This window comes from Muricoccus vinaceus, from assembly GCF_042433125.1.
GTDB lineage: Bacteria > Pseudomonadota > Alphaproteobacteria > Acetobacterales > Acetobacteraceae > Roseomonas > Roseomonas vinacea.
Genome location: NZ_JBHLVZ010000037.1, coordinates 14380 through 34055 on the forward strand (window position 1 = coordinate 14380; position 19676 = coordinate 34055).

Consider the following 19676-nt stretch of genomic DNA (forward strand, 5'->3'; position numbering starts at 1 on the left):
GCAGGAGGTGAGGGTTCATGACGGGTATCAGCAGGCGGGACATGGGCCGCCTGGCTCTGGCGGCCGCCGCCGCCGTGCCGGCGACCGCGCGCGCGCAGACCGCGCCCTCGGGCCCGCCGATCCGCATCGGCTATTCCATGTCGCTCTCGGGCGGGCTGGCCCCGAACGGCCGCCCGGCCCTGACCGCGCACAAGATCTGGGCCGAGGACGTGAACGCGAAGGGCGGGCTGCTCGGCCGCCCCGTGGAGCTGGTGAACTACGACGACCAGAGCTCGGGCGCGCAGGTGCCGGGCATCTACACCAAGCTGATCGACGTCGATAAGGTCGATCTGGTCGTCTCCGGCTACGCCACCGCCATCATCGCCCCGGCCATGCCCGTGGTGATGCAGCGGAACATGTGCTTCGTGTCCCTGTTCGGCACGGGCGTGAACACCGACTTCAAGTACGACCGCTACTTCTCGGTGAACTGCACGGGCAGCCAGGTGAAGGAAACCTTCGCCAAGGGCTTCATGGACATCGCCATGTCGATGGACCCCAGGCCGCGCACCATCGCCCTGGTGAACCTCGACAGCGACTTCCACCAGCGCACCGCGGAGAGCGCGCGCTTTCTCGCGAAGGAGCGCGGCCTGCGCGTGGTGTATGACCGCGCCTACCCGCCGAGCACCGTGGATTTCGGGCCCATCATGCGGGCGGTGGCCGCGGCCCGGCCGGACATCGTCTTCGCCGGCTCCTACCCGCCCGACACCGCCGGCCTGCTGCGGGCCGCCAGCGAGCAGCGCGTGAACTTTCAGATGATGGGCGGCCCGATGATCGGTCCGCACGCCACCGCGCAGAAGCTCCAGCTCGGCCCCATCCTGAACAACCTGGTGGTGTGGGACGTCTACGCGCCCGAGCCCACGCTGCAGTTCCCGGGCACCAAGGAGCTGATCGACCGCTACCAGCCCATCGCCGCCCGCGAGAACACGGACGCGCTGGGCTATTACGTGCCGCCCATGGCCTATGCCCAGATGCAGGTGCTGGAACAGGCCGTGAGGCGCGTCGGCAAGATCGACCAGGCGGCGCTGGCGGCGGACATGCACGCGAACCAGTTCGACACGGTGATCGGCCCGCTGCGCTTCGACGCCATGGGCGAGTGGACGGAGGAGCGCAACCTCTACACCCAGTACCAGGGCGTGCAGGGCAACGGCATCGAGCAGTTCAAGCGCACGGGCACCCAGGTCGTGCTCTACCCGGCGCGCTACAAGTCGGGCGAGCTGCGCAAGCCCTTCACGGCGGGCGCCTGATGGACCCCGACCTCGTCCTGCTTCTCAACGGGATCGTCTCGGGCCTGCTGCTCGGCGGCCTCTACGCCGCGGCGGCGGCGGGCCTGTCCGTCTCCTTCGGGATGCTCGACGTGGTCAACATCGCCCATCCCGCCTTCATGGTGCTGGGCGCCATCCTCGTCGCCCTTCTCTGGGGGGCGACGGGGATCGACCCGCTGATCCTGTCCATCCTGCTGACCCCCGCCTTCTGGGCGCTGGGGGCGGCGCTCTACGTCGCCTACCACCACTTCTTCGAGCGGCGCGGCGACGAGGCGATCCAGGGCCTCGCGTTCTTCTTCGGCATCATGTTCATCATCGAGGTCGGGCTGGTGCTGACCGTCGGCCCCGACCAGCACTTCGCCGACGCCTCCTACGCCAACACCACCTGGCGCATGGGCGAGGTGGACCTGCCGCTGCGGATGCTGGTGCCGGCCCTGGTCGCGCTCTCGGCCATCGCCGGGCTCTCGGTGTTTCTCCGCCGCACCTTCATCGGCCGCGCCATCGCGGCGGTGGCGCAGGACCGGGAGGCGCTGCGGCTGCTGGCGATCAACCCCACCAGGATCAAGCGCCTGGCCTTCGGCATCTCCATCGCCTTCGCGGCGCTGGCGGGCGGGGCGCTGGTGGTGGTGCAGCCGGTGGATGCCTGGTCGGGCCACGTGTTCATCGGGCGGGTCTTCGCCATCGTGATCATGGGCGGGCTGTCGTCGCTGGGCGGCTGCGTGCTGGCGGCGCTCGCCTTCGGCGTGGTGGAAAACGTGACCGCCACCTTCTACGGCCCCTCCTGGTCGCCGGCCGTCGCCTTCGGCTGCCTGCTGCTGGTGCTGGCGATCCGTCCCCAGGGCCTGTTCGGGAGGGCGGCATGAGCGACACCACCCTTCCCGCCGTGAAGCTGGCGGCGCCGCGCCGCATGGGGCACGGCACCTTCTGGCTGGCCTCCGCCGCGGTGGCGCTGCTGGTGATCCTGGCGCTGCGCGGGATCGGCAGCGAGTACGCCTATTTCGCCGCGACCTTCGTGCTGCAATACGTGGTGCTGGCCACCGCCTGGAACATCCTGGGCGGCTACACCGGCTACGTGAACTTCGGCGCCGCCGCCTTCTTCGCCACCGGGGCCTATGCCACCGTCGCCTTCGGCAAGGCGCTCGGCCTCGGCCTGCTGCCCTGCATCGGCATGGCGGCGATCGTGGGCGGGGCGCTGGGCTTCGGCACGGGCGTGCTGACGCTGCGGCTGCGCGGCGCCTACTTCGCCATCGCCACCCTCTGCCTCTCGGTGGTGCTGGAAACCATCGTGGTGAACTGGTCCTATGTGGGCGGCTCGCGCGGGGCCTATGTGATGCGCCCGCGGGAGGTGCCCTGGCCCTTCGACACTTATTCCGGCTTCCTGTGCGCCGTGCTGGTGGTGCTGGCCGCCGCCTCCGTCGCCATCGCGCGCACCATCGAGAAGTCCCGCCTCGGCCTGGGGCTGGCCGCCCTGCGCGACGACGAGGCGGCGGCCGAGGCGGCGGGCGTGCCCACGCTGCGGCTGAAGCTGGTCGCGACCAGCATCAGCGGCGCGATGATGGCGGTGGCGGGCGCCCCCCTGCCCTATCTCGGCTCCTATATCGAACCCGCCTCCGCCTTTGGCCTGGCCTACGCGGTGAACGCCATCGCCATGCCGCTGATCGGCGGCACGTCGAGCTGGGCCGGGCCGCTGATCGGGGCGGTGCTGCTGTCCTCGCTCCAGCAGGCGGCCACCGTCACCATTTCCTCGGCCGGCAACCTGATGATCGTGGGCGTGGTGCTGGTGGTCTTCGTCTGCGCCGCGCCGCACGGGATCATCGGCCTGTTCCGGGGGCGCCGATGACGGAGATCGTCCTGCGGGCCGAGGGCGTGGGCAAGCGCTTCGGCGGCTTCACCGCCCTGTCGGGCATCGATCTGGAGGTGCGCGCGGGCGAGCGACTCGGGCTGATCGGCCCCAACGGCTCGGGCAAGAGCACCTTCACCAACTGCCTCGCGGGCGCCTTTCCCAGCCATGACGGCGGCTTCACCTTCAAGGGGCAGAAGCTGGCCGGGCTGAAGTCGCACGAGCGCGCGCGGCGCGGCCTGGCCCGCACCTTCCAGCTTCCCCGCCCCTTCCGCGGCCTCTCGGTCATCGACAACATCCGCGTGCCGCTCGCTTATGCCGGCCGCGATGCCGCGACGGACGAGCGGGCCATGGAGTGCCTCGAATCCGTGGAACTGGCCGCCAAAGCCAACCGGATGCCCAAGGAGCTGACCCAGGTGGAGCTGCGCCGGCTGGAGCTGGCCCGCGCCACGGCGCTCAAGCCCGAACTGCTGATCGCGGACGAGGCGATGGCCGGGCTTTCCAACACGGAGGTGGACCAGATCCTCGCTTTGCTGTTCCGCCTGAACGCGGGCGGCACCACCATCATCATGATCGAGCACGTCATGCGCGCCGTCACCGAATTCTCCCAGCGCCTCGCCGTGCTGGTGGCCGGCAGGAAGGTGGCGGATGGGGACCCGCGCGCCGTCCTCTCCATGCCCGAGGTCGAGGAGGCCTATCTTGGCCGCTAGCCTTCTGATCGAGGACGTGGACGCCAGCTACGGCGCCGTGCGCGCGCTCGACGGCGTGTCGCTGCGCGTGGACAGCGGGGAGACCGTGGCGCTTCTCGGCACCAACGGCAACGGCAAGACCACGCTGATGCGCTGCATCCTCGGGCTGCTGCGCCCCACGCGCGGGCGCATCAGCGCCACCATCGACGGCACCACGACCGATCTGGTCGGCCGCTCGCCCGAGGAGATCGTCGATCTCGGCATCGCCATCGTGCCGGAGGGGCGGCGCCTCTTCCCGCGTCTGTCGGTGGAGGAGAACCTCCTGCTCGGCGCCTATCGCCGCGCCGCCCGCCCTGCCATCCCGCGCCACCTGGAGTTCTGCTACGACGCCTTCCCCCGGCTGAAGGAGCGCCGCAGCCAGGCGGTCGGCAGCATGAGCGGCGGCGAGCAGCAGATGGTGGCGCTCGGCCGCGCGGTGATGTGCGCCCCCAAGATCCTGCTGGTCGATGAGCCCTCCGTGGGCCTCGCCCCCATCCTGGTCGCCCGCACCATCGAGAAGATCGCGGAGCTGAAGGAGAAGCTGGGCCTCACGGTGCTCATGGCCGAGCAGAACTTCCATCAGGCCATCCGCATCGCCGACCGCGGCTACGTGCTGGTGCACGGCCATGTGGAGTTCCAGGGGGACAGCCCCGCCGCGCTCGGCGACAGCGACCTCGTCCGCAAGTTCTATCTTGGTCTCTGAGAGGGGGCTCTGAGCATGGCTGCACTGGAGGGCTGGAAGCTCGGCTGGATTGGCGTCGGCCGCATGGGCACGCCGCTCTGCCAGCGGCTGATGGAGGCAGGGGCCGCGCTGTCGGTGACCGATACGGACCCCGCGCGGCTGGCGCCGATGGCGGCGGCCGGGGCGAAGCCCGCCGTGACTGCCGCGGCGCTGGCGGAGGAGGCGGACATCCTCCTCTCCATGGTGCCGAACGACCTTGCCCTGCTCTCGGTCGTCACCGGCCCGGGCGGCCTGGTGGAGACCATGCGGCCGGGGCAGGTGCTGATCGACCTCAGCACCGTCTCCCCCGCCGCCTCCGCCCGGGTGGCGGAATGCATGGCGGCGCGCGGGGCCGACTACCTGCGCTGCCCGGTTTCAGGCAGCACCAGCACGGCCGCCGCCGGCGCGCTGACCATCTTCGCCTCGGGCCCGGATGCCGCGCTCGACCGCTGCGCGCCGCTGCTCGGCGTGCTCGGCCGCGAGACGCTGCGCTGCGGCCCGGCCGAGGAGGCGCGCGCGGTGAAGCTGATGGTCAACATGGTCGTCGCCATGACGCCCGCCATCATCGGCGAGGCCCTGGCCTTCGGCGGGCGCCTCGGCCTCGACTGGCCGGCCATGGTGGACGCGCTGTCGCACAGCGTCGTCGCCTCGCCGCTCCTGGCCTACAAGGCGGAGATGCTGAAGAACCGCGATTGGACTCCGGCGGCCGACGTGGACCTCGTCGCCAAGGACCTCGACCTCGCGCTCGCGGTCGGCCAGAGGGAGGGCGCGCCCATGCCGCTCTCGGCCATGGCCCGCCAGTTCGCGGCGGCTTACCAGGCATCCGGCGAGGGCGGGCTCGACTTCTTCCGCGTCGCCACCTGGCCCGAGCGGCTGCTCGCGCCCAATCCCCGCTGAGGACACTCCCATGCAAGACGAGATCCGCGCGCTCGAGGCGCGCCGCTATGCCGCCATGCTGGCCGGCGACACGAAGGGCCTCGGCGCGCTGCTGTCGGACCGGCTGGTCTATGCCCATTCCAACGCGACCACGGACAGCAAGGACAGCTACCTCGCGACCCTGACCGACGGCAGCCTGAGATACCTCCAGATCGACTTCCAGACCGAGACGGTGCTGGAAGCCGGCCCCGCCGCCGCCGCCGCGCTCGGCCGCATGAGCGCCCGTGTCCACCGCTATGGCGGCGAGCGCGAGATCGCCGCCATGACCCTTGCCCTCTGGGCGAAGGAAGGCGATGCGTGGCGGCTCCTCGCCTACCAGCCCACATCGCTTCCCAAGGCCTAGACATGACCAAGACCCTTCTCCCCACCACCGTCGTCGGCAGCTACCCGCAGCCGGACTGGCTGGTGGACCGCGCGGTGCTGGCGCAGAACCTGGTGCCGCGCGTGCGGATGAAGGGCATGTGGCGCGTGGCCGAGGACGCGCTGGAAGGCGCGCAGGACGACGCCACGATCCTGGCCATCCGCGACATGGAGCGCGCCGGCATCGACATCGTGACCGACGGCGAGATCCGGCGCGAAAGCTACTCCAACCGCTTCGCCCTCGCGCTCGACGGCGTGGACCTGGACAACCCCGCCCGCACCATGGGCCGCGCGGGCAAGGAGACCATGGTGCCCCGCGTGGTCGGCCCCATCCGCCGCACGCGCCCGGTGGAGGTGCGCGACGTGGAGTTCCTGGTGGCCAACACCGACCGGCGCACCAAGATCACCCTGCCCGGCCCCTTCACCATGTCCCAGCAGGCCCATGACGAGCACTACCGGGACGAGGAGGCGATGGCGATGGACTACGCCGCCGCCGTGAACGCCGAGGCACGCGACCTCAAGGCCGCCGGCGTGGACGTGATCCAGATCGACGAGCCCTGGATGCAGGCCCGCCCCGAGGCCGCCGCCCGCTTCGGGGTGCGCGCACTCAACCGCGCGCTGGAGGGGATCGAGGGAGACACGGTGGTGCACCTCTGCTTCGGCTATGCCGCCGTGGTGAAGGACAAGCCCTCCGGCTACTCCTTCCTGCCGCAGCTCGCCGACTGCACGGCGGCCCAGATCTCGATCGAGGCCGCGCAGCCGAAGCTGGACCTTTCCGTGCTGGACGAGCTTTCGGGCAAGACCATCATGCTCGGCGTGATCGACCTGGGCAGCGCCGAGGTGGAAACGGCGGAGGTGGTGGCGGGGCGCATCCGCGCCGCGCTGAAGCGCCTGCCGGCGGAGCGCATGGTCGTCGCACCCGACTGCGGCATGAAGTACCTGCCCCGCGACCGGGCCTTCGGCAAGCTGCGCGCCATGGCCGAAGGCGCCGCCATGGTGCGGCGCGAGCTCGCGGGCTGAAACAGGGCCGAAGCGAACCAGGGCTTGCGGCCGGCCGGTTCGGTCGCAAACTCTTCCCCGGCCGTTCCGCCCCGATGGCGGAGGGGCGGGAGACCTGGGATGACGGACCTCCGCGCGCGCTTTGAGCAGTTGAGGCGGGATGCGCCGCGGCTCCGCATCCGCGATGCCGCCGCGGCCCTCGGCACCACCGAGGCCGCGCTGGTCGCCATCGGGGCGGAGGGACCGGCCACCCTTCTCCGGCGCGACTGGGCGGCGCTGGTCGGCGCCCTGCCACGGCTCGGCCGCATCATGGCCCTGACCCGCAACGAGCACGCGGTGCACGAGCGCCATGGCAGCTTCGCCAATGTTTCCGCCGGCCCCGGGCACATCCTGGTGCTGGGCCCGGAGATCGACCTGCGGCTGTTCCCGGGCGCCTGGGCCAATGCCTATGCGCTGGACGGCGAGCGCCCCTCCATCCAGGTCTTCGACAAGGACGGTGAGGCCGTCCACAAGGTCTTCGCCACCGGGCACACCAACCGCGATGCCTGGGCGAGCGTTCTCGCGGAGTTCGCGGTGGACGAGGCGCCGCCGCCGCCCGCCACGCCCAGCCCGCGCGCCGCACCCACCGAAGGGCTGGTGGATGCCAAGACGCTGCGCGAGGACTGGCTGGCGCTGCGCGACACGCACGACTTCATCACCCTGCTCCGCCGCCACAAGGCAACCCGGCGCCAGGCCTTCCGCCTGGTGGGGGACGACCTCGCGCGGCGGCTGGACACGCATGCGGGCTCGGCCGCGCTGCGCTTGGCGGCCTCGGGCGAGGTGCCCGTGATGGTGTTCGTGGGCAACCGCCACGCCATCCAGATCCATACGGGCCCGGTGCAGCGGCTGGTGGACATTCCCGGCTGGTTCAACGTACTGGACCCCGACTTCAACCTTCACCTGCGGGAGGGAGGCGTGGCGGAGGCCTGGCGCGTGGTGAAGCCGACGGCCGACGGACCGGTGACCAGCATCGAGTTGCTGGACGCCCATGGCGCACCCGTCACGCTGCTGTTCGGCGCACGCAAGCCCGGCCAGGCGGAACGCGAGGATTGGCGCGCGCTCGCCGCAGCCGTGGCGGAGCGGCCGATCGAGGCGGCCGCATAACGACGCCGGCTCATTTCGTATCGGTTTCGTTTCTTTTCGCTGGCCTTTATGCCATGCTCCGGGACATGACGGGGACAGCCAGAACGGCCGGAGCATCGGGGCCGCAGAAATGCCGGCGCGCCGCATGAAGGCACTCGGCATCCTGTTCGTCGTCCTGCTGATCGGCACGGCCGGCTTCACGGCCCTGCAGATCACCGGCGCACGGCATGCGGCGGGGGAGAGAGACCGCTGCGCCGAGGCGACGCCCGGCGCATGGCAGGCCTTCGAGGCTGGACCGGCGGGGCGGGCCGGTCTGCGGTTGGAGGAACTCGGCCCCGCCCAGCGGGCGGAAATGCCCGGGGCGACCCGTCCGGGCCTGGTCCTGTGCCGCGCCAAGGCGCGCTTCGGCAATGGCGCGCGGGATACAATGTGGTTTGCCCTGTTACCCACCGCGGACGACGGACGAGGGCGCTTCGTGGTCCACGCCGCACCCGGCGACCTCGGCCGGCGGAGCGTGCTGGCGGTGCGCTGATCCGCCTCCGGCGCAAGGCGGGTTAGGGGCGAGTCCTTGGGAAAGGCCAGGAGGCCCCGGCAATGCCGGTGCCTCCTGGAGATCACGCGATCAGCGGACGATCACGGCCGGGCTGGAGGGGGCCGGCGCCATCATCATCGGTGCCGGAGCCGGCGCGGGCGTGATGACGGTGGCGGAGGGCGGCGGATTCGCGGGCGCCGTGTTGAGCGTGCAGGCCGTCAGGGCCATGGACGCGGCCAGGGCCGCCAGCACAGGAAGCAGTCGCATTCTTGACCTCCGTTGAGGAATTCAACGGTTTGGTAACTTCGATCCGCGGGCTTCGTATCGATCGGCATTCGATGACAGGTCGGTGATCATTCCACAGTGCGGACCGGCGCTCAGCGTCTCCGCCGTGCCCCTACCAGGAGCGGACGCATGTCCGGGCTCAAGCCTCCAGCACCCGACCGGACTTCACGCACAGGGCCGCTTCCTCACTCCTCAAGCACCTGTCGCAGCACAGCCGCGGGCACCGCCACGCCCTGGGCCTGGCCTCGCGTGACGGCCACGGCCACACCCGCCACCGCCCATCCCCCGCCCCGCTGCCCCACCAGCAGCGGCGCGCCGCTCGCACCCCGCGTGCCCGCGCAGCCATGCACCAGCAAGGTTGTCCTCTCCCTGCGCCACAGGCCGAGCACCTGGCAGCCCGTATCGGCCATCAGCACCTCGGGCCGGTCCTGCTGGTAGCCACCGAGCAAAACGGGCGTGCCCGCCGCCGGGATGTCCCGGAGGAGCGGCAGCGGGGCACCGTGCCCCGGCGCCACGTCCAGGGTCAGCAGCGCCCAATCCGCTGATGCAGGCGAGCGCGAACCGGCGTCGAAGCCCGGGCCGGACACAAAGGACACCGCGCGCGCCATCCCCGTCCAGGCTCCTTGCCGGTAACCCAGGAGGAAGTGCACGGAGGCCGGCCTTACCCATCCGCCGGATCGCGGCGACACGAGGCAGTGCGCGGCGGTGAGCACCGTGCGCGGGGCGATCAGCGTGCCCGTGCAGCGGCCCCCGAGTTCGGTCTGCACCCGGCCCAGCGCGGACCAGGGCATGCTGGCGGAGTCCACGGGGCGCCGCGGGTCTACCGAGCCGATGCCGGGGAGTTCGGCACGCGGGATCACGGGCTCGCGGGCCGAGGCCGCGCTGACCGGCAGGGAAACAAGGAAGGCTGCGCGGAACCAGAGGGCCGCGCGCGCCGTCAGCCCACGCGTCGGACGCAAAGCTTCCGCTCCTTGCCGCAGGGACGATGAGGGAACGCAATACCCACGGAGGGGAATGGTGCCGGGTGCGAGAATCGAACTCGCGACCTATCGATTACGAATCGATTGCACTACCGCTGTGCTAACCCGGCCCTGTGCCGCGCGGCGGATCGCTCCGGCGCGACGCGGTGCGGCGCCTTCTAGCCGCACCCGCGCCGCGCGGCAACACCGCAGCGCGGGTTCGGCCAAAGACGGCGCTATCCGGCGGCCGTCACCGCGCCCTTCTCGGCCTTTGCCGACGCCGCGCCGGTCCATTCGATCCGGCCCGGCGTGCCGCAGGCCTCGCAGAGCGGCTCCCAGGCCGAATGGCCGGTCCCGCACGAAAGGCACTGCCAGCGCGGCTCCGGCGGGGCGGCGGCGGCGGCGCGCAGCCACTTGGCCTCGGCCGCGCGGCCGACGGCGCTGTCGCCCAGCTCCACCGCGTCCATGTCCACCATCGCCAGATAGGCGCGGCGGTCGGCGGTGCCGGAGGAAACCAACCCCTCCAGCTCCGCCCGCGCCCGGCCGGTCAGCCCGGCGGCCAGGGCCGTGCGGCCCAGCACCAGCCGGCTCTCGGGATGGGCGCGGTTGTCGTGCGTCAGCGCCTCGGCGGCCTTCACGCGGGCCAGCGCATCGGCCTCCTCGCCCAGGTAAGCGGCGGCGAGATCCGGGTGCGGCGCCACGGTCCAGGCGGTTTGCAGCGTGGTCTTGGCACGGCGCGGGCTGCCCTCCGCCGTCTGCCGGCGGGCCACCGCCAGGGCGGCCGGGGCGAAGCCGGGATCGGCCGAAAGGGCCTCCTTCTCCAGCGCGGCGGCCTTGGCGGGCTCGGGCTCCTGCAGGGCGGCGGAAAGCGCCAGCGCCGCACGGCGGTGCCCGCTGAGCTGGCCGGGGGGCGAGAGCGCCAGCGCCTCCCGCCAGTCCCGCGTGCGCAGCGCCAGCGCCGCGCGCTCCTCCTTGACCCAGGCGGCACCCGGCTGGGCGGCCTCGGCCTCGCGCGCCAGGCGCTGGGCGGCGGGCCAGTCCTCGCGCTGCATGGCGTCCCGCAGCAGGCCGCGCAGGCCCAGGAACTTGCCGTCATCGCGCGCCGCCAGGGCGCGGAAGGCCTCGTTGGCGGCGTCGTTGCGGCCGGCCATGCGCTCGGCCTCGGCGGTCAGCAGCAGGGTGTGCGGCGTGTCGCCCAGCAGCCCGCGGGCGCGGCGGATCTCCAGCCGGGCTTGGTCGGGCGTGCCGGCGGCCAGCGCCACCAGGGCGCGCGTCACGGCGGCGTCGCCGTCGCGCCGGTGCCGCTCGGCCCGGCGGGCGCGCAGCCGCGCCGGCCAGCCGCGGATCGACTTCCAGGCGGAAAGGATGCCGTGCAGCACCACGAAGCCCACCACCAGCACCAGCAGCCCCAGCCACACGGGGATGCCGATGAAGGTGCTGCCGACGCTGATCTCCACGGTTCCGCCCATCTGGCGGAGGAAGAGCGCCGCCCAGACCCCGACGGCGAGGAGGATCAGCAGCCAGATCGCGCGAAGCATCAGTTGCCCCCCGCGCCGAGGTCACGGACGGCCGCGCGCGCTTCCACAAGCTCCCGCGCCTGGCCGATCCAGCCGGCCATGGCGTTGCGCGATGGGTCGGGCAGCTTCTCCAGCCGCTCCACGGCACCGGTCAGGTCGCCCGCTTCCAGCGAGCGCCGCGCCCGCTCCAGCTCGCCCGAAACGGCGTCGCCGACCACCACCTGCTCGCCGCGGCGAACGGTCACGAGGCCCTGCAGGCGCGACAGCGCGGTATCGGCCACGGATTGCCCCTGCGGCTCGGCGGCCAGGCGGGCGGCGCGCGCGGCATCCTCGAAGGAAAGGCGCAGCGCCGATTCGGTGGGCGGCGCGGCGTCGCGGTAGCGGCTGAGCGCCACGGGCGGCGTGCCGGGCAGGCCCGACAGCGCTCGGCCGAGCGGGCGCCCGGCCTCCAGCGCGGCCTGGATCGTGCCGCGCGCCGCCAGCGCGCTCAGGCGCCGCTCGGCGGCCTCGGCCTGGGCCAGGCGCCCCTCGAACTGCTGCACGCGCTGGGCGAGCGCCGCCTCCTGCCGGCCCATGCGCTCGTTCACGCCGGCCTCGGCGGCGGAAAGCCGCTCGTCCAGGCTCTTCCCGGCCGCGTCCAGCCGCTGCGTCACGGCCTGGCCCGCGGCCTCCACGCGCTGCTTCAGGGCGGTGTCCAACGCCTCAAGCCGCGGCGCGAAGGCCTGCTCGGCCGCGGTCACGCGGGCGGCCAGGGCCTGCTCGGCGCCGGTGAGGCGGTTGGCGAGCGTCGCCTCGGCCTGGGCGATCCGTGCCTCCGTGCGGCGCGCGTCCTCCTGGGTGCGGGTGTCGAGCGCCGCGATGCGCGCCTCGGTACGCCGCGCCTCCTCCTGCGTGCGGGCGTCGAGGGCGCCGATGCGCTCCTCCAGCCGCTGGCGCGCCTCGTTGGCGGCGCTGCGGGCCGCCTCGGCGGCGGCGTTGGCGGCGGTCAGGCCGGCGCGGGCCTCCGGGTCCACCATCGGCTTCGCGCCCAGTTCGCGGACCGTGGTTTCGGCCGCGTCCAGGCGCCGCTCGGTCGCGGCGGCGCGCTCGGCCAGACCGGCGGCGGAGGGCCGGGTCTCCAACGCCGAGATCCGCTGGTCCACAGCGCTCATCCGCGCGGCATCGGCCTGCTGCTGGGCCACCGGCGAAGCCTGCTGCTCGCGCGGGCTGGAGAGAAGATAAGCCACGGCCCCCACCAGCACGATCAGCGCGGCGCCGATCGGCAGGATGGCCGGCTCGAAGCGCTTGGCGGGAGAAGCGGGAGGGCGCGGCAGGGGCGCGCTGGTGGCGGGCATCGTGGGGCGTGCCGCCGAAGGAGCGGGCGAGGCCGGGGACATGCCCGGGGACGCGGTGCCGGCGGACGAGGCTCCGGCAGGCGAGGTTCCGGCAGGCGAGGCCCCCGGTGGCATGCCCGCGGAGGCCGCGGCCGCGGAGGAAGCCGACGCGCCAGCCGTGCCCGTGGAGGAAGCGCCCCCATCGGGCGAGGCCATCTCCGCGGCCGTGCGCACGGGCTGCGCGGGCGCCGTCGCGTCCTTGCCGGCCGGATTGCTCGCGCCGCCGGTCTTGCCGCCCTTGCCGAGATTCTCCGACCCGGTCCGGCCCTTTGCGCCGGGCCCCCCGGCGGGGGTGCTGGGCTTGTCGCTCATGAGGTCGGGGTCATCCTTCTGGTCGGGCGTGGGAGGCCAGCGGGGGCGCGGGGCCGAGCAGCCCCAATAATGCGTCGTGATCCGGTCGCGATGCCACGTCCAGTCCCCCCCAGGAGAGACCTTCCGGAAGGGCATCCAGGGCACGCGCCACGCGGCCGCTCAACGCCACGGCGCGGATGGCGGTTGCCGCGCCGCACAAGCCGGCCTCCCGCAGCAGCGAAACCGCCGTGCTGGCGCTGCGGGGCGAAAGAAACAACGCCGCCCGCACCCGCCCGGCCGCCAGCGCCACGCGCGCCGGTCCGGGGAGGTCCCGGGCGTCGCAGGCGGCGTAGGCATCCCGCCGGATCACGTCGAAGCCGCGCGCCGCGAGGGCCTCGGCCAGATCGTCGCCGTAGCCGCGCCCGGCCGCCAGCAAAATCGGCCCCTCCCCCGGTGCCAGGCGGCTGCCGGCCAGCGCCGCGAGGGAATCCGCGTTGCCGGCCGCGGCCGAGACATCCGTGAACCCGGCGGCCCGCGCCGATTCGGCCGTGCCCTCCCCCACCGCCAGCAGGGGAAGGCCGGGCGGAGCGGCCGCGGCCAGGGAAGGCATGGCGGCCGTGCTGGTCACCAGCACGGCCCTCGCGCCCGGGGCAGGCCGCATGGGCAGGGGCGAGAGGTGCAGGGCCGGCGCGAGCACCGGCCACCAGCCCAGCGCGGCAACCCGCGCGGCCGTGGCGGCGGCACCGGGCTCCGGCCGCGTGATCAGGCAGCCGGGCGGGCCGGCGCCCGTTTCAGGCAAGGGCTTCAGCCAAAGATGTCCGCCGGGCTGTCCGCGCGCAGGCTGGCGCCCAGCTCTTCCCCGATGCGCTGGGCATCGGCGGCAGGCCCATGCAGGCTGCGCTTGAGCAGAAAGGTGCCGTCCGGCCGCGCGACCAGGCCGGTCAGGTGCAGCCGCCCGTCCGGCAGCAGGCGCGCGTGGCCGCCGATCGGCGTGCGGCAGGAGCCGTCCAGCGCCGCCAGGAGCCCCCGCTCGGCACGGGACACGGCGCGCGCCTCGCGGTCCTCGATCCCGCCCAGCAGCTCATGCAGCTCCGTGTCCTCGGCGCGCACGGTCACGCCGATGATGCCCTGCCCGGCCGCGGGCACCATGGCCTCCGGGTCCAGCACCACCATCCCCTCCGGCGAGAGATCCATGCGGCGCAGTCCCGCCAGCGCCAGCAGGGTCGCGCCGGCCTCGCCCTCGGCCAGCTTGCGCAGGCGGCTCTGGATGTTGCCGCGGATCATGCCGACCTTCAGGTCCGGGCGGACGTGCAGCACCTGCGCCTGGCGCCGCAGGCTGGCGGTGCCCAGCCGCGTGCCGGCCGGGATGCTGCCGATGGGGTCCGCGGGGTCCAGCGCCGCCATGCCCGGCCCCGGGATCAGCACGTCCCGGCTGTCCTCGCGCTTGAGGGTGCAGGCGAGCACCACCCCCGGCGGCATCTCGGTTTCCAGGTCCTTCAGGCTGTGCACCGCGAAGTCGATGCGGTGGTCCAGCAGCGCCTCGTGGATCTCCTTGGCGAAGAGCCCCTTGCCGCCGAGGTCGGCCAGGCGCCGGTCCTGGATGCGGTCGCCCGAGGTGTTGATCACGTGCTCCTCGAAGGCATTCGCCGCGCGGAGCACAGGGCAGAAATGCGTCACCATGCCCACGAAGCAGCGGGTCTGCCAAAGCGCGAGCGGCGATCCCCGCGTTCCCACGCGAAGGGGAAGGGATCGCACATGCGGCCGCACCCGCGGGGATTCCGGGGCCGGACCGCCCGAAGAGGCAGGGCGAGCGAGCGACATGCGGCCTCTTAGAGCAGATCGCGCGTGCCCGGAAACGGCCCTCGCACGATTCTGCCGCGCGTCGATGGACTTATCCGGCCCGGCGGATCCTCCCTGGGGCGAAAATGCTCTAGAAGCCGCCCCTCATTCGTGGGGGCATGGCGGATGGACCTTTCCGGTCCGGTCCTGGGCATCGAGAGCAGTTGCGACGAAACGGCGGCCGCCGTGCTGGCGCCCGACGGCACCATCCTGGCCGAGGCGGTGTTCAGCCAGACCGAGGACCACGCCCGCTTCGGCGGCGTGGTCCCCGAGCTGGCGGCGCGCGCCCACCTGTCCCACCTGCCGGGGCTGGTGGCCGGCGTGATGGAGCGCGCGGGCGTCGTGCCCCACGGTCTCGGCGGGGTGGCCGCCACCTCCGGGCCGGGCCTGATCGGCGGGCTGATCGTGGGCGCCAGCTTCGGCAAGGGCCTGGCGCTGGCCAATGCCTTGCCTTTCGTGGCGGTGAACCACCTGGAGGCCCATGCGCTGACCCCGCGCCTTCCCGGGTTGCTCCCGGGCGGCGCGGCCTTCCCCTACCTGCTGCTGCTGCTCTCGGGCGGGCATTGCCAGTGCGTGGCCGTGGAAGGGCTGGGCCGCTACCGGCGCCTCGGCACCACGCTGGACGACGCTGTGGGCGAGGCCTTCGACAAGGCCGCCAAGCTGCTGGGCCTACCCTGGCCGGGCGGTCCGCACCTGGAACGGCTGGCCGCCGGGGGCGATGCCGCCCGCGTGCCCCTGCCCCGGCCGCTGCTGGGGCGCGCCGGCTGCGACTTCTCCTTTTCCGGCCTCAAGACCGCAGTGGCGCAGGTGGTGGCCAGGGGCACGGCCGACCCCGCCGACATCGCGGCCGCCTTCCAGGCCTCCGTCGCCGCCGTGGTGGCGGACCGGGCACGGCACGCGCTGGCCATGGCGCCGGGGGCGACGGCCCTGGTGGTGTCCGGCGGGGTCGCGGCCAACGGCGGCGTCCGCGCGGCGCTGGCGGCGGTGGCGGCCCGCGCCGGCCTGCCCATGGTCGCGCCCCCGATCCGCCTCTGCACGGACAATGCCGTGATGGTGGCCTGGGCGGGGATCGAGCGACTGCGCGCCAGCCTCACGGACCCCTGGGACCACGCCCCCCGCCCGCGCTGGCCGCTCGACGAGATGGCGCCGCCCGCCGCGGCGCCCGCTCCATGAACTACCGGCACGCCTTTCACGCCGCGAACTTCGCGGACTGCATGAAGCACGCCCTGGTGCACGCCATCGTCGCGGCGCTGGCGCGCAAGGCCACGCCCTTCCGCGTGCTCGACACCCATGCCGGCATCGGCCTCTACGACCTGCAATCGGAGCAGGCCCGCCGCACCGGCGAGTGGCGTGACGGGATCGGCCGGCTGGAAACGGTGCGCGACGGTCCCCTGCTGCCCTGGCTCACCCTGGTGCGCGGCTTTCCCGCCGGCACCTACCCCGGCAGCCCCGCCCTGGTGCGCGCCATGCTGCGCCCCGCCGACCACCTCACCCTGTGCGAGCTGCACCCGGAGGATGCCGCCGCCCTCCGCGCGGCCTTCCGGGGCGATGCCCAGGTCTCCATCCACCGGCGCGACGCCTACGAGGCGATCGGCGCCCTCACCCCCTTTCCGGAGCGCCGCGGGCTGGTTCTGCTCGACCCTCCCTTCGAGGCCGAGGGCGAGTTCGACCGCCTGTCCGCCGCCATGGCCCGTCTGTCCGGGCGCTTCCGCCCGGCGGTGCAGGCGGCCTGGTACCCCATCAAGCACCGCACCCCGGTGCGGGCCTTCACCGACGCCGTGGCCGCCTCCGGCCTGCGGGACGTGCTGGCCTGCGAGCTGTGGCTGCGCGAGCCCACCGACCCCACCCGCCTGAACGGCTGCGGCCTCCTGGTGGTGAATCCGCCCTTTGGCTTCGCCGGAACCGCGCGGGCGCTCCTGGCCGCGCTTCACGCGCGGCTGAGCGACGGGGAACGCGGCGACGGCTGGGCGGTGACGGAGGTGGCGCCGGAATGAGCGGCCAGGACACTGCCCCGCGAAGCGCGCGGGAGGGCAGCCAGGAAGACAGCCGGGAAGGCGGCGGGCGAGGTGCCGGGGGAGGCGGCATGGCCAAGGTCGCCGTGATCGGCGCGGGGGCCTGGGGCACCGCGCTCGCGCTCCAGGCGCTCCGGGCCGGGGGCGAGGTGTCGCTCTGGGCGCGGGAACCCTCCCGCGCCCAGGCCATGCACGCCCTGCGCGAGAACGCGCGCCACCTGCCCGGCGCTCCCCTGCCCCACGCGCTGTCCGTGACGGCCGATGCGCGCGCCGCCCTGCAGGGTGCGGGGCTGGCTGTCCTGGCCGTGCCGACCCAGCACCTCGGCGCCGTGCTGGACCGCCTCGGCCCTTTGCCGCCCAGCCTGGTGGTGGCCAAGGGCGTGGAAAGCGGCACGCTGCGCTTTCCGCTGGAGATCCTGGCCCATGCGCGCCCGGACCTGCACGCCGCCGTCCTGTCCGGGCCCAACTTCGCCCATGAGGTGGCCCAGGGCCTGCCCGCCGCCGCCGTGCTGGCGGGCACGGACCCGGCGCTGCGAGAGGCGGCCGTGGACCGCCTCTCCTCCCCGACCTTCCGCGTCTATGCCGGCACGGACCCGCTGGGCGTGCAGGTGGCGGGCGCGGCGAAGAACGTGGCCGCCATCGCCGCCGGCGCCGTGATGGGCGCGGGGCTGGGCGAGAACGCCCGCGCCGCCCTGGTCACGCGCTGCCTGGCGGAGATCGCGCGGCTGGTGGTCGCCCTTGGCGGGCGGGCGGACACGGTGGCGGGGCTCTCGGGGCTGGGCGACCTGATGCTCACCTGCGCGGGGGCGGGCAGCCGGAACTTCTCCCTCGGCTTCGCGCTCGGGCGCGGCGAGGCGGCGGCCGAGGTTCTGGGCGGGCGGCAATCCGTCACGGAAGGCGTCGCCACCGCCCCCGCGCTTCTCGCCCGCGCGGCGCGGGCGGGGGTGGAGTTGCCGGTCTGCGCCGCGGTGGCCGCCGTGCTGGAGGGCACGCTCGCGGTGGGCGAGGCCGTGGACAGGCTCATGGGCCGTCCCGCGCGGTCGGAGTGAGCGGCGGGGCGCCGGCGGCCCCGCCCTTCCACCACCCCGTGACCACCCCGCCCAGCCAGGGCGAGGAAAACGGCCGCGAGGGCGCCAGCGCTTCCTCCAGCAGGGCATCGGGGGCGGCGGCGGCGGCGATCTCCAGCCCATCCGCCTCGGCCAGCGGGCCACCCTCCCCCACCCAGATGTCCGACTGCGCCGCCTCCGCGATGGCCTCCATGCGCAGGGGATCGCGGGCCGCGGCCAGGCAGAGGTCGCGCAGCCGGCCATAGGCCGCGCGCTCCCCATCCGTCAGCGCGATGCCGTTGGCGGAGGCAAGCCGCTCCAGCGCCGCCACGGCGTCGAAGGCGAGAAGGTGGTAGCGCAGCGCCATGGCGCCCCGCTTCGCCTCCTGCGGCAGCACGCCGCGCTCGTCCACCTGGGCAAGCTGGGCGCGCAGCCGGGCGATGCCCCAGTCGAGCTGCGCGCGGTCGCGGTTGGCGATGCCCGCCGCCGCCACGGCCAGCCCCGCCCAGGCGGCCTCGTGGTTGCGGATGTCGCTGATGATGGCGACGGACTTGCGGTCGTAATGCGGCCGCACCGCCTCGGCCACCGCGCCCAGCCAGCGCGCGGTGCGGCCCAGGCGGACGGCATCCAGCCCCGGCGCATCCCGGATCGCCAGGAAGGAGAGCGCGGCGCCGGACAGGACCATCTTCCGGTGGTAGCCGCCCTGCAGGTTGAAGGCGCCCAGCAGGGCATCGTTCTTGGCCCATTGGTCCAGCGCCTCCAGAGCGCAGGCCGCCGCCCCGGCCTCCCCGGCGCGGTGGCGGGCGACTGCGCGCTGCACCAGGGCCAGCCAGTCCCGCAGCGGCCGGGCCGCCTCCCCGTCGGCGCGCATGCGGGTGAGATCGGGGCGGGAGAAGGCGGGGTCCATGTAGAAGCCGGTGCTTTCCAGGTTCCGCACGGGGCTGGGCGGCGCCTCGCAGCGGCCCGGCTCGCCGGATGGGGCTGGCGCGGGAAGGAAGGGCCCTCCCAGGGGCGGCACCCCCTGCCGCGCGACCGCCGCGCCGGCCGGCACGGCGATGGGCGCGGCGCGGGCCGCCGCGCCGGCCGGGGCCGGGGGGCGCGCCGTGGGCCGCACCGCCCGGACCAGGGCGCGCGATGCGGCAGGCCGCGACCGGGCCGCTTGCGGCTTCCCGGCGGGCCGTTGTGCCTGGGCCATCGGGCGGGGTGCATGGACCCCCGGGCGCGGCGCGGGGCCACCACCCCGCGCCGCCTCGGCCAGGACGGGTCCGGCCCCGGGCCACCAGAGCATGCAGCACAGGATCAGCGCGACGCGACGGAGGAGCATCGGCCCACTCTGCACCGCGCGCCCGGCCCCGTCAGGCCCGGCGCCTCAACCCTCCGGGAACAAGGGCAGCGCGCCCTCGTCCTCGCGCCGGCGGCGCGCGCGGGTGGCCTCGGCGGCGCGGAGCCGCAGCAGCTCGTCCAGCATGCGGTCCATGGTCTGCCACATGGGCTCGTTCCCCTTGCGCTCCTTCGTCACCAGGGCATGGGCGGCCAGGGTCACGTTCAGCGTGCCGCGCGTGGTTTCCGGCCGCGGCATCCGCATCTGGACAAGGGCCTTCTCCACCTCCTCGAGAGGCGCGCCGATGGTTTCGGCGATAAAGGCGGGCTCGTGCCCGGCGCGGCGCAGGCGCCTGGCCTCGTCTCGCTGGCGGGGTTCGAGCGCGATGGCAGGGCGCAGCGCCACCGTGCGCCGCGACATCTCGCCCGAGCCGGAGCCCGGCGGCTTTCCTTTGAATGCCATACCAATACTAACGCCGGAAAGCCGCGGGCAAT

General features: G+C 73.9%; 21 protein-coding genes and 1 tRNA gene. 13 read left to right on the plus strand and 9 right to left on the minus strand.

Annotation, left to right across the window (positions count from 1 at the left end; translation table 11 throughout):
- Positions 1–17 precede the first annotated feature (17 nt).
- The 10 genes from ACFFIC_RS14290 (at position 18) to ACFFIC_RS14335 (ending at position 8539) form a co-directional block, all read left to right on the plus strand.
- Positions 18–1283 (plus strand): amino acid ABC transporter substrate-binding protein, encoded by a 1266-nt coding sequence (locus tag ACFFIC_RS14290; protein WP_377051431.1) that lies wholly within the window; start codon positions 18–20, stop codon positions 1281–1283.
- Positions 1283–2164, plus strand: a complete 882-nt coding sequence (locus tag ACFFIC_RS14295) for a branched-chain amino acid ABC transporter permease (protein WP_377051433.1) — start codon at positions 1283–1285, stop codon at positions 2162–2164. The genes ACFFIC_RS14290 and ACFFIC_RS14295 overlap by 1 nt, the downstream gene beginning before the upstream one ends.
- Positions 2161–3141 carry a branched-chain amino acid ABC transporter permease gene (locus tag ACFFIC_RS14300; RefSeq protein ID WP_377051435.1) on the plus strand — a complete coding sequence of 327 codons (981 nt, stop codon included), beginning with the start codon at positions 2161–2163 and terminating at the stop codon, positions 3139–3141. The genes ACFFIC_RS14295 and ACFFIC_RS14300 overlap by 4 nt, the downstream gene beginning before the upstream one ends.
- Complete coding sequence (locus ACFFIC_RS14305; RefSeq protein WP_377051437.1) at positions 3138–3851, plus strand: ABC transporter ATP-binding protein; 714 nt, start codon at positions 3138–3140, stop codon at positions 3849–3851. Before ACFFIC_RS14300 ends, ACFFIC_RS14305 begins: the two co-directional genes overlap by 4 nt.
- Positions 3841–4572 (plus strand): ABC transporter ATP-binding protein, encoded by a 732-nt coding sequence (locus ACFFIC_RS14310; RefSeq protein WP_377051439.1) that lies wholly within the window; start codon positions 3841–3843, stop codon positions 4570–4572. The genes ACFFIC_RS14305 and ACFFIC_RS14310 overlap by 11 nt, the downstream gene beginning before the upstream one ends.
- Positions 4573–4587: 15 nt before the next feature.
- Positions 4588–5487, plus strand: coding sequence for an NAD(P)-dependent oxidoreductase (locus tag ACFFIC_RS14315; RefSeq protein ID WP_377051441.1), 900 nt, complete (start codon positions 4588–4590; stop codon positions 5485–5487).
- Between the two features lie 10 nt (positions 5488–5497).
- Positions 5498–5869, plus strand: coding sequence for a nuclear transport factor 2 family protein (locus tag ACFFIC_RS14320; protein ID WP_377051443.1), 372 nt, complete (start codon positions 5498–5500; stop codon positions 5867–5869).
- A gap of 2 nt (positions 5870–5871) precedes the next feature.
- The gene (locus ACFFIC_RS14325) at positions 5872–6906 is read left to right on the plus strand and encodes a 5-methyltetrahydropteroyltriglutamate--homocysteine methyltransferase (protein WP_377051445.1); all 1035 of its coding nucleotides are present in this window, start codon (positions 5872–5874) and stop codon (positions 6904–6906) included.
- Between the two features lie 99 nt (positions 6907–7005).
- Positions 7006–8028 (plus strand): hemin-degrading factor, encoded by a 1023-nt coding sequence (locus ACFFIC_RS14330; RefSeq protein WP_377051447.1) that lies wholly within the window; start codon positions 7006–7008, stop codon positions 8026–8028.
- 124 nt (positions 8029–8152) lie between these two features.
- Complete coding sequence (locus tag ACFFIC_RS14335; protein WP_377051449.1) at positions 8153–8539, plus strand: hypothetical protein; 387 nt, start codon at positions 8153–8155, stop codon at positions 8537–8539.
- Between the two features lie 90 nt (positions 8540–8629).
- Here the strand turns inward: ACFFIC_RS14335 and ACFFIC_RS14340 are convergent, their stop codons facing one another.
- The 7 genes from ACFFIC_RS14340 to hemC all read right to left on the minus strand — a co-directional run bounded on the left by ACFFIC_RS14340 (position 8630) and on the right by hemC (position 14785).
- The gene (locus ACFFIC_RS14340; RefSeq protein WP_377051451.1) at positions 8630–8806 is read right to left on the minus strand and encodes a hypothetical protein; all 177 of its coding nucleotides are present in this window, start codon (positions 8804–8806) and stop codon (positions 8630–8632) included.
- Between the two features lie 203 nt (positions 8807–9009).
- Positions 9010–9783, minus strand: a complete 774-nt coding sequence (locus ACFFIC_RS14345) for a trypsin-like serine peptidase (RefSeq protein ID WP_377051453.1) — start codon at positions 9781–9783, stop codon at positions 9010–9012.
- A gap of 56 nt (positions 9784–9839) precedes the next feature.
- Positions 9840–9914 (minus strand) — tRNA-Thr (locus ACFFIC_RS14350).
- A gap of 105 nt (positions 9915–10019) precedes the next feature.
- A complete protein-coding gene (locus ACFFIC_RS14355; RefSeq protein ID WP_377051455.1) occupies positions 10020–11321 on the minus strand; it encodes a heme biosynthesis HemY N-terminal domain-containing protein in 1302 nt (433 codons plus the stop codon).
- A complete protein-coding gene (locus ACFFIC_RS14360) occupies positions 11321–12985 on the minus strand; it encodes a COG4223 family protein (protein WP_377051457.1) in 1665 nt (554 codons plus the stop codon). The genes ACFFIC_RS14355 and ACFFIC_RS14360 overlap by 1 nt, the downstream gene beginning before the upstream one ends.
- 10 nt (positions 12986–12995) lie before the next feature.
- On the minus strand, positions 12996–13763 hold the full coding sequence (locus ACFFIC_RS14365; protein ID WP_377051459.1) for a uroporphyrinogen-III synthase: 768 nt from the start codon (positions 13761–13763) through the stop codon (positions 12996–12998).
- 5 nt (positions 13764–13768) lie between these two features.
- Positions 13769–14785 carry a hydroxymethylbilane synthase gene (gene hemC, locus ACFFIC_RS14370; protein WP_377051461.1) on the minus strand — a complete coding sequence of 339 codons (1017 nt, stop codon included), beginning with the start codon at positions 14783–14785 and terminating at the stop codon, positions 13769–13771.
- Positions 14786–14929: 144 nt separating this feature from the next.
- Between hemC and tsaD the strand changes: the two genes are divergently transcribed.
- The 3 genes from tsaD to ACFFIC_RS14385 all read left to right on the plus strand — a co-directional run bounded on the left by tsaD (position 14930) and on the right by ACFFIC_RS14385 (position 17864).
- Positions 14930–15976: a tRNA (adenosine(37)-N6)-threonylcarbamoyltransferase complex transferase subunit TsaD gene (gene tsaD, locus ACFFIC_RS14375; RefSeq protein ID WP_377051463.1), complete on the plus strand. Its 1047-nt coding sequence runs from the start codon at positions 14930–14932 to the stop codon at positions 15974–15976.
- The gene (locus tag ACFFIC_RS14380; RefSeq protein WP_377051465.1) at positions 15973–16797 is read left to right on the plus strand and encodes a 23S rRNA (adenine(2030)-N(6))-methyltransferase RlmJ; all 825 of its coding nucleotides are present in this window, start codon (positions 15973–15975) and stop codon (positions 16795–16797) included. Before tsaD ends, ACFFIC_RS14380 begins: the two co-directional genes overlap by 4 nt.
- 89 nt (positions 16798–16886) lie before the next feature.
- On the plus strand, positions 16887–17864 hold the full coding sequence (locus ACFFIC_RS14385; RefSeq protein ID WP_377051555.1) for an NAD(P)H-dependent glycerol-3-phosphate dehydrogenase: 978 nt from the start codon (positions 16887–16889) through the stop codon (positions 17862–17864).
- Here ACFFIC_RS14385 and ACFFIC_RS14390 read toward each other — a convergent pair.
- Together ACFFIC_RS14390 and ACFFIC_RS14395 are read right to left on the minus strand one after the other, a co-directional pair.
- Complete coding sequence (locus ACFFIC_RS14390) at positions 17836–19185, minus strand: alginate lyase family protein (protein ID WP_377051467.1); 1350 nt, start codon at positions 19183–19185, stop codon at positions 17836–17838. The two genes, ACFFIC_RS14385 and ACFFIC_RS14390, sit on opposite strands and share 29 nt — an antisense overlap.
- Positions 19186–19230: 45 nt before the next feature.
- Positions 19231–19644: a hypothetical protein gene (locus ACFFIC_RS14395; RefSeq protein ID WP_377051469.1), complete on the minus strand. Its 414-nt coding sequence runs from the start codon at positions 19642–19644 to the stop codon at positions 19231–19233.
- Positions 19645–19676: the final 32 nt, after the last annotated feature.